The sequence below is a fragment of the Ornithinibacter sp. genome, assembly GCF_035443565.1.
Lineage (GTDB): Bacteria > Actinomycetota > Actinomycetes > Actinomycetales > Dermatophilaceae > Fodinibacter.
Genome location: NZ_DAORSO010000046.1, coordinates 1 through 8,824, shown reverse-complemented (window position 1 = coordinate 8,824; position 8,824 = coordinate 1). Strand labels below are relative to the sequence as shown.

Genomic DNA, 8,824 nt, shown 5'->3' with positions numbered 1-8,824 from the left:
CAGCCCGGGCGACGGGCTGTGGGTCGACCCGAGCGACCGGGTCCGCATCTTCTGATCTCGTCGGTTTTGGGGGGTGGTCGCCCGGCTGCGAGGATGAACGGGTGAGCGCCATCGACACCCTGTGGGAGTACCTCGCCGTCGCCATCGGCATCATCGTCGTCTTCGGCGGTATCGCCGTTGGCCTGATGCGTGGCCGTGGAGGACGGTCCAAGGAGCTTCCCCCGACTCCTCCGAGCAGCGCGCCCGGCGGTCCCGCCGTCGAGGTTGATGCGGCTCCGGAGGGCGCGGTCGGGACCATCGAGCGCCCGGCCCCCGACGTCCTCGAACCGGCTCTCGAGCCGGAGGTCATCACCCCCGAGCCGGTCCCCACCCCGACGCTCGAGCGTCCCGATGCCCCGGCTGGTCGCCTGCGCCGGCTGCGGGCCCGCCTCGCCCGGTCCAACAGCGCCCTCGGCAAGGGACTGCTGGCCCTGCTGTCGGGCGGCAAGCTCGATGAGGCTGCGTGGGAGGAGGTCGAGGACACCCTGCTCGCGGCCGACCTGGGTGTGGCCGCGACGACCGAGCTCGTCGACTCCCTGCGCACCAAGGTCGCTGTCGAGGGCACGACCGACGAAGCCACCGTGCGTGGCTGGCTGCGCGAGGAGCTGCTGACCCTGGTCGACCCGTCGATGGACCGCTCGATCGTGTCGTCGCGGGTCGACGGCCGACCGGCGTGCGTGCTCGTCGTCGGGGTCAACGGCACCGGCAAGACCACGACCGTCGGCAAGCTCGCCCGGGTCCTCGTCGCGCAGGACAAGGACGTCGTCCTCGGTGCTGCCGACACCTTCCGTGCAGCCGCCGCCGACCAGCTCCAGACCTGGGGCGAGCGCGTCGGGGTGCCTACGATCCGCTCCGACCGCGATGGCGCAGACCCCGCCGCGGTGGCCTTCGACGCCGTCAAGGCTGCCGCCGAGATGGAGGCCGACGTGGTGCTCATCGACACCGCCGGGCGCCTGCAGAACAAGGTCGGCCTCATGGACGAGCTCGGCAAGGTCAAGCGGGTCATCGAGAAGCAGAGCCCGGTCGACGAGGTCCTGCTCGTCCTCGACGCCACCACCGGCCAGAACGGCATGCGCCAGGCCGAGGTCTTCTCGCAGGTCGTCGGCATCACCGGCATCGTGCTCACCAAGCTCGACGGGACCGCCAAGGGCGGCATCGTCGTCGCCGTCCAGCGCGGTCTGGGAGTCCCCGTCAAGCTCGTCGGGCTCGGCGAGGGTCCCGACGACCTGGCGCCGTTCGAGCCCGAGGCGTTCGTCGACGCCCTGTTGGACTAGGCCGCCGGAGGCGGGGGCGACGGGAGGGAGCAGGCGGGGGTGCCGCCGGGCAGGCGGTGCCGGTTCGCCGCGACCCACCGGTAGGCACGGGCCGCGAGGGCGTTGACCCCCGGCGCCACCAGCACCACACCGACCGGGCGCACCCACCAGCGTGACGCGCGCAGCGCCCGCGCGATGGCGACGTGACCGGCATCCCGGATGCCGTTCTCACCGACCCAGCGCACCGCCTCGTCGCACTCCTCGGGCGTCAGGCCCAGGGCGTCGAGATCGAGGTGCTGCCACGGCTGCACGGCGTAGTCATCGGGGGAGCGCCGCAGCCGGCGCGTGATGACGCCGGCCGAGGTCGTGCAGAACGCGCAGTCCCCGTCGAACACCAGGACCGGCAGAGGTGCGGCGGTGAGCGGGTGTGGAGCCATGGCCGTATCGTCCCACGGTCACCAGGTCTCAGGATGCGAGACCTCTGGTCCTGTGAAACCGGATGCTTACACCCACTGGCCTGATGCAACATCCCCGAAACATCCGGGGGAGTGAGGGGTAACGGACCGGGGTGATCGTTGACGACATGAGCACACCACTGATGCCCCTGGCGGAGGCAGCGGAGACGGTCGACTACGCAGCAACGGCGTTCTTGATCCTCTGCGCCTCCCTCGTCCTCCTCATGACCATCCCCGGTCTCGCCCTGTTCTACGGCGGCATGACCCGAACCAAGTCCGTCCTCAACATGATGATGATGTCGTTCGGCGCGATGGGCGTCGTCGGCATCATCTACGTCCTGTACGGCTACTCGATGAGCTTCGGCAGCGAGAACGTCGGCGGGATCATCGCGAACCCGTTCGAGAAGTTCGGCCTCGCCAGCACCGACACGATCATCAACCCCTTCGGCTACGAGGGCTACGGCAACATCCCCGAGCTCGCGTTCGTCGGCTTCCAGCTGACCTTCGCGGTCATTACCGTCGCCCTCATCAGCGGCGCCGTCGCCGACCGGGTGAAGTTCTCCACCTGGATGGTCTTCGCCGCCCTCTGGGTCACCTTCGCGTACTTCCCGATCGCCCACATGGTGTGGGGCGGCGGCCTGCTCAGCGGTGCCGAGGGTGGCCTGGCCGCAGCCGTGTTCGGCGTGACCGACGGCGTCGCCAACGTCGTGCCGATCGACTTCGCCGGTGGCACGGTCGTGCACATCAACGCCGGTGTCGCCGGGCTGGTCCTGGCGCTCGTCGTCGGCCAGCGCGTCGGCTTCGGCAAGGTGGCCATGCGCCCCCACAACGTGCCGCTCACCATGATCGGCGCCGGCCTGCTGTGGTTCGGCTGGTTCGGCTTCAACGCGGGCTCCGAGCTCGCCGCTGACGAGACCGCCGCCCTCGTGTGGGTCAACACCACCGCCGCGACGTGCGCGGCGATGCTCGGCTGGCTCGTCGTGGAGAAGGTGCGTGACGGTCACGCCACCTCCGTCGGTGCGGCCTCGGGTGTCGTCGCCGGTCTCGTCGCGATCACCCCGGCCTGTGGCGCCCTCAGCCCGCTCGGCTCGATCATCCTCGGTGTCGTGGCCGGTGGCCTGGCCGCCCTCGCCGTCGGCCTGAAGTTCAAGCTCGGCTACGACGACTCGCTCGACGTCGTCGGCGTCCACCTCGTCGCCGGCCTCTGGGGCACCGTCGGCGCGGGACTGCTCGCGACCTCCACGGGTCTGTTCTACGGTGGCGGTATCGACCAGCTCGTCCTGCAGGTGCTCGTCGCGCTTGCCACGCTCGTCATCTCGGGTGTCGTCACGCTGATCATCGCCCTGGCACTCAAGGCGACGATGGGCTGGCGCGTTCCGGAGGACGTCGAGATCGCAGGCATCGACGGCTCCGAGCACGCTGAGTCGGCCTACGACATCAACTCTCGCGGTGGTCGGATGAGCGGTGGCCCCAGCGCCGCCCCCACTGGCGCCCCGGCCAAGAACCTCGAAGGAGCCCAGGCATGAAGCTCGTCACTGCCATCATCAAGCCCCACCAGCTCGACGAGGTGAAGGAGGCCCTCGAGGCCTTCGGCATCCAGGGCATGACCATCAGCGAGGCCCACGGCTACGGGCGCCAGCGTGGCCACAGCGAGGTCTACCGCGGTGCCGAGTACACCGTCGACTTCGTACCCAAGAGCCGGATCGAGGTGCTCGTCGACGACATGGACTCCTCCTCCGTGGTCGACGTCATCCTCAAGGCCGCCCAGACCGGCCGCATCGGTGACGGCAAGATCTGGGTCGTCCCGGTCGAGGACGTCGCCCGGGTCCGCACCGGAGAGCGCGGCGTCGAGGCGATCTGAGCATGACAACCCCCTCGAGCGAGCTCAGCTCCAGGCGGCTCGACCTGGCCGGCACCCGCGACTTCGCCGTCGCGGGTGCCGGCCCGGCACGCCGGGCCGCCCTCGCAGCCTTCAACCGTCGGTGGCTCGCCGGGATCTGGGCGAGCGCCACGGGTGGGAGCCGGATCGAGGGAATCGCCCTGGCGGCCGTCGGCAGCATCGGCCGCGGTGACGCCGGCCCCCTCAGCGACTACGACCTCGTCCTCCTGCACTCCGAGCGCTCGCTGCCCGCCAAGGAGCTGACGGCGCTCGCCGACCGCATCTGGTACCCGATCTGGGATGCCGGGGTGCGTCTTGACCACAGCGTCCGCACGGTGACGCAGTGCCGCCAGGTCGCGGCATCCGACCTCACCGCCGCCGTGGGGCTGCTCGACCTCGCTCCGTTGGCGGGTGACGAGCAGCTCGTCGTCGCGGCCCGCTCGACCGTGGCCCACGACTGGCGCGGCAACGCCCGCAAGCGGCTGCCCCTGCTGGTCGAGGCCGTGGCCTCGCGCCACCAGCGACAGGGTGACCTCGCCCAGTCCATCGAGCCCGAGCTCAAGGAGGCCCACGGCGGCCTGCGGGACATGACCGTGCTGTCCGCCCTGGCCGAGGCCTGGCTCGCCGACCGACCCCACGGCGGGGTCGATGCCGCCCAGGCCACCCTGCTCGACGTCCGCGACGCCGTGCACGTCGTCACCGGCCGGGGCCGTGACCGGCTCGGACGCGAGGACCACGACGCCGTCGCCGCGCTCCTGGGCCACCAGGACTCCGACGACCTCTTGACGGCGGTCTCGCACGCCGGACGAGTCATCGCCTACGCCCTCGACGGCACGCTGCGCCGGGCCGGCCAGTCGCAGCGCGCGAGGACCCTGCGCGTCGGGCCGCGCCGCCCGCAGATGACGCCGCTCGGCCACGGGCTGTTCTCCAGCGACGGCGAGGTCGTCCTCGGCTCCGCCCGGCTCGCCGAGGCCGACGCGGGGATGCCGCTGCGGGCCGGTGTGGTCGCGGCCCGGGCCGGGTTGCCGATCGCCCCGGCGACGCTGGACAACCTCGCTTCCAGCTCGCCGCTGCCCGAGGCCCCGTGGCCGCCGTGGATGCGTGACCTCCTCGGTGACCTGCTCGCCGCCGGACCCGGCCTCGTCGGGGTCTGGGAAGGGCTGGACCAGGTCGGCATCATCGACCGGTGGATCCCGGAGTGGGCGTCGGTGCGCTCGCGGCCGCAGCGCAGCGCGGTGCACCGGCACACCGTGGATCGGCACCTCATCGAGACCGTGGTGCGAGCGGCGGGGCTCGTGCGACGGGTCTCGCGTCCGGACCTGCTGCTCGTCGCAGCCCTGTTGCACGACATCGGCAAGATCCGTGGGGCCCACGACCACTCGGTCACCGGCGCCGAGCTGACCCGGCCGATCGTCACCCGATGGGGGTTCTCGCCCGAGGACGTCGACACTCTCGTGCTGCTCGTGCGGGAGCACCTGACCCTCATCGAGCTCGCCACCCGGCGCGACCACCAGGACCCGGCCACCGTCGATGCGGCCATCGCCGCGGTCGACGGTGACGGCGACGTCTTCGAGATCCTCCTCGCGCTCAGCGAAGCCGACGCGTCCGCGGCCGGGCCGGCGGCGTGGACCGACTGGCGAGCCACCCTGCTCGCGCAGCTGGCCGCTGCCGTGCGCGAGCGGCTCGCGGGGCCGGCCCGGGTCGGTGTGCCCGTCGGAGTTGCCGACTCGGCGATCGTCCCCTGGGGTGTGCTCGATGCCGGTGGGCTGGCCTCGGTGCGGGCGGGGGAGCCGCACGTGCGAGTCATCGCCACCGGCGGGTCGCACCGCCTCGACATCACCGACCTCGATCGGGTCGGGCTCTTCGCCGACACCGCGGGCCTGCTCGCGGCCGAGGGCCACACCGTACGCACGGCCATCCTGCGCACCGTCGACGGGATCGCCGTCAACGAGTGGCACGTCGAGTCGCCGAGTGGAGCGGTGCCGGATGCCGCGCGCATCGAGCGCGGGTTGGCTCGCCTCGCGCAGGGGGATCGTGGACCCCTCACGACCTTGGACCGGCGTCGGGCACACCACCCGAGGCCGTCAGGGCGGTCGTCGATCGGCACGCCGGGTCAGGCGCGAGCGCTGATCGTCCCCGGCGCGAGCAGCGACGCCACCGTGCTCGAGGTGCGTGCCCAGGACCGGCCCGGACTGCTCCACGAGATCGGTGCCGCCTTCGCGTTGGCCGGCATCTCGGTGCGCTCGGCCCACATCGCGACCTATGCCGGCCAGACCCTCGACACCTTCTACCTGACCGGGGCCGACGGGTTGCCCCTGCCGCCCGCTCGGGTCGCGCAGGCGGTCAGCCTCATCATCGACACGTGTGACGGCATCTGAGCCACGCGACCCTCCTGCGAAACCTCCGACCCTCCGGCGAACCCTCCGGCCCTCCTGCGAACGTGGGTGAAGATCGTCGTCCAGCCGACGATTTTCACCCACGTTCGCGGTGAGGGTGTTGGCGGTCGGGGCCCGTCGGCATCAGCCGTTAGCCTTGACCGGTGTTCACCAGCCTCTCCGACCGCCTGACCGAGACCTTCAAGAACCTCCGCAGCAAGGGTCGTCTCACGGAGTCGGACGTCAACAAGACGATCCGCGACATCCGTCTCGCCCTGCTCGACGCCGATGTCGCGCTGCCGGTGGTCAAGGAGTTCACCCACGCCGTGCGTGAGCGCGCGCTGGGGGCCGAGGTCAGCGAGGCGCTGAACCCCGCGCAGCAGGTCGTGAAGATCGTCAACGAGGAGCTCGTCGGCATCCTCGGGGGACAGACGCGCACGATCGCGTTCGCCAAGCAGCCGCCGACCGTCATCATGCTCGCCGGCCTCCAGGGTGCCGGCAAGACGACCTTGGCCGGCAAGCTCTCGAAGTGGCTCAAGGACCAGGGCCACACCCCTCTGCTCGTGGCCGCCGACCTCCAGCGCCCGAACGCCGTCACCCAGCTCGAGGTCGTCGGTGAGCGCGCTGGCGTGCCGGTCTTCGCGCCTGAGCGCGGCAACGTCTTCGGCCACGACGTCGTCTCCGAGACGGGTGAGGGCACCCGCAGCCACGGCGACCCGGTGGCCGTCTCGCGCGCCGGTGTCGAGCACGCGCGCCGGGCCCAGCACGACGTCGTCATCGTCGACACCGCAGGTCGCCTCGCCATCGACGCGAACCTCATGCAGCAGGCCGCCGACATCCGTGCGGCGATCCAGCCCGACGAGGTCCTGTTCGTCATCGACGCGATGATCGGTCAGGCTGCGGTCGAGACCGCCCGCGCCTTCCAGGACGGGGTCGACCTCACCGGTGTCGTGCTGACAAAGCTCGACGGCGACGCCCGCGGTGGTGCTGCCCTGTCGGTTGCCTCGGTCACCGGCCGCCCGATCATGTTCGCGAGCACCGGCGAGGGCGTGAAGGACTTCGAGGTCTTCCACCCCGACCGGATGGCCTCTCGCATCCTCGACATGGGTGACATCCTCACCCTCATCGAGCAGGCCGAGAAGGCGTTCGACCGCACCCACGCCGCGGAGATGGAGCGCAAGTTCCTCGCTGCCGAGGACTTCACCTTCGACGACTTCCTTCAGCAGATGGCGGCCATCAAGAAGATGGGCTCGCTGAAGTCGATCCTCGGCATGATGCCGGGCATGGGCCAGATGAAGGCCCAGATCGACGCCTTCGACGAGCGCGAGTTCGACCGGGTCGAGGCCATGGTGCGCTCGATGACCCCGTTCGAGCGCAACCACCCCAAGCAGATCAACGGCTCGCGCCGGGCCCGCATCGCCAAGGGGTCGGGCACCAGCGTTTCCGAGGTCAACCAGCTGCTCGAGCGCTTCACCGACGCCCAGAAGATGATGAAGCAGCTCGCTCGCGGCGGGGGCATGCCGGGGATGCCGGGCGGAGGCTCCGGCCCGGGCAAGCGCGGCCGTCAGCAGGTGCCCCAGCGCAAGAAGTCCAAGTCCGGAAACCCGGCCAAGCGCGCAGCCGAGCAGCGAGCGGCGGCCGAGCGCCCGGCATCCGGCGGTGGTGCCTTCGGCGCTCCCGGCGCGGGCGACCCGGCGACCATCGACCCGGCAAGCCTGCCCAAGGGCTTCGAGAAGTTCCTGGGGCAGTGACCTACGGTGCCGCTACCGGTGTCGCGCAGCGCGTTAGATGCGCTTGGCAGGCGGCTGCGTCAAGGCGAGGTCACGGACGCCGACTGGCTGCTCCTCCACGCGGTTCTTGACTCCTACCAAAGGGCGCTGGACGAGGTGCAGGCGACACTGGCTGCGTTGGGGTATGCCTCGACCTCCCGCGTCAAGTCCACCGGCACACTGATTGACAAGTTGAATCGTGGGACCTCGTTCAAGTCCGTTCAGGACGTCGCAGGGGTGCGAATCGTCATAGACGGCGGCTGCTCCGAGCAGGACGAAGTCGTCGACGCGATCGTCCGGGAGTTCGGCGCGAGTAGTCGAGTCGTGGACAGGAGGGCAAACCCGACACACGGGTACCGCGCAGTTCATGTGATCGTTCGGCGAGATGAGTTGCCTGTCGAGATCCAAGTGCGAACGACCCCTCAAGACATCTGGGCGCAAACCATCGAAAGGCTGGCGGATCGCTGGGGTCGAGGGATCCGCTATGGCGAGCCGCTGGTTGGCGCGGACATCGAAATCGTGCCGGGCTATACACGGGGTCATCTCCTTGAGACGCTCGACCGTGCGACAGAGGTGATTGCACGTTTTGAGGACATGCAACGGGAACGATCTCTGGATCAGGTAGCGTTCACAGAGTTCGAAGAGTCAACGAACGACCTGCTAGCAGCCATCTCCGACTTGTACGGTGGCATCGACGACGCCCTCGGCTGACTGTGAAGGAGCACGCACCATGAAGCACTTCATGATCGTGTTCGACCGGCTCGGTGGACGTGTGCTTCGTGAAGAGGAGTTCACGGACGCGCGGGAGGCCATGAGCCAGCGGTTTGCGGCGGAGCAGCTCCACCGCGGAAACCCCGATGTTGAGGTCGTGGTGCTCGGCGCCGAATCTGCTGAGGCGCTGCGCAGTACACACTCCCGCTATTTCAGCGACGTCGTGACTCTGACCCGGAGAGGCGCCACGGCGGTGCGCGCCGTGCGTCAAACCTCTCGTATCGCTGGGTGACCGGGAGCGAGTCGCTCTCGACGCTCGCGGTCGGCACGGCCGGGGCGCGGG

8 protein-coding genes are annotated in these 8,824 nt (G+C 70.2%); 7 read left to right on the top strand and 1 reads right to left on the bottom strand.

Annotation, left to right across the window (positions count from 1 at the left end; translation table 11 throughout):
- Window positions 1-101: 101 nt before the first annotated feature.
- Window positions 102-1,313 carry a signal recognition particle-docking protein FtsY gene (gene ftsY / locus PLL68_RS07150; protein WP_324533002.1) on the top strand — a complete coding sequence of 404 codons (1,212 nt, stop codon included), beginning with the start codon at window positions 102-104 and terminating at the stop codon, window positions 1,311-1,313.
- Here ftsY and PLL68_RS07145 read toward each other — a convergent pair.
- Window positions 1,310-1,729 carry a thiol-disulfide oxidoreductase DCC family protein gene (locus PLL68_RS07145; RefSeq protein WP_324533000.1) on the bottom strand — a complete coding sequence of 140 codons (420 nt, stop codon included), beginning with the start codon at window positions 1,727-1,729 and terminating at the stop codon, window positions 1,310-1,312. The two genes, ftsY and PLL68_RS07145, sit on opposite strands and share 4 nt — an antisense overlap.
- 146 nt (window positions 1,730-1,875) lie before the next feature.
- Here PLL68_RS07145 and PLL68_RS07140 point away from each other — a divergent pair, with 146 nt between their 5' ends.
- The 6 genes from PLL68_RS07140 (at window position 1,876) to PLL68_RS07115 (ending at window position 8,773) form a co-directional block, all read left to right on the top strand.
- Entirely contained in the window at window positions 1,876-3,273 is a 1,398-nt protein-coding gene (locus PLL68_RS07140) for an ammonium transporter (RefSeq protein ID WP_324532999.1), read from the top strand.
- Window positions 3,270-3,608, top strand: a complete 339-nt coding sequence (locus PLL68_RS07135; RefSeq protein WP_159900192.1) for a P-II family nitrogen regulator — start codon at window positions 3,270-3,272, stop codon at window positions 3,606-3,608. Before PLL68_RS07140 ends, PLL68_RS07135 begins: the two co-directional genes overlap by 4 nt.
- 2 nt (window positions 3,609-3,610) lie before the next feature.
- Complete coding sequence (locus PLL68_RS07130; RefSeq protein WP_324532996.1) at window positions 3,611-6,004, top strand: [protein-PII] uridylyltransferase; 2,394 nt, start codon at window positions 3,611-3,613, stop codon at window positions 6,002-6,004.
- Window positions 6,005-6,165: 161 nt separating this feature from the next.
- Window positions 6,166-7,752 carry a signal recognition particle protein gene (gene ffh, locus PLL68_RS07125; protein WP_324532994.1) on the top strand — a complete coding sequence of 529 codons (1,587 nt, stop codon included), beginning with the start codon at window positions 6,166-6,168 and terminating at the stop codon, window positions 7,750-7,752.
- Between the two features lie 18 nt (window positions 7,753-7,770).
- Window positions 7,771-8,481 carry a RelA/SpoT domain-containing protein gene (locus PLL68_RS07120; RefSeq protein ID WP_324532992.1) on the top strand — a complete coding sequence of 237 codons (711 nt, stop codon included), beginning with the start codon at window positions 7,771-7,773 and terminating at the stop codon, window positions 8,479-8,481.
- A 19-nt stretch (window positions 8,482-8,500) separates the two neighbouring features.
- Window positions 8,501-8,773 (top strand): hypothetical protein, encoded by a 273-nt coding sequence (locus PLL68_RS07115; protein WP_324532990.1) that lies wholly within the window; start codon window positions 8,501-8,503, stop codon window positions 8,771-8,773.
- Window positions 8,774-8,824 lie beyond the last annotated feature (51 nt).

Excerpts from the sequence above, each read along its gene's own strand:
- PLL68_RS07145 (WP_324533000.1), bottom strand. The coding sequence starts at position 1,729 with ATGGCTCCACACCCGCTCACCGCCGCACCTCTGCCGGTCCTGGTGTTC.
- PLL68_RS07140 (WP_324532999.1), top strand. The coding sequence starts at position 1,876 with ATGAGCACACCACTGATGCCCCTGGCGGAGGCAGCGGAGACGGTCGAC.
- PLL68_RS07135 (WP_159900192.1), top strand. The coding sequence starts at position 3,270 with ATGAAGCTCGTCACTGCCATCATCAAGCCCCACCAGCTCGACGAGGTG.
- PLL68_RS07130 (WP_324532996.1), top strand. The coding sequence starts at position 3,611 with ATGACAACCCCCTCGAGCGAGCTCAGCTCCAGGCGGCTCGACCTGGCC.
- PLL68_RS07115 (WP_324532990.1), top strand. The coding sequence starts at position 8,501 with ATGAAGCACTTCATGATCGTGTTCGACCGGCTCGGTGGACGTGTGCTT.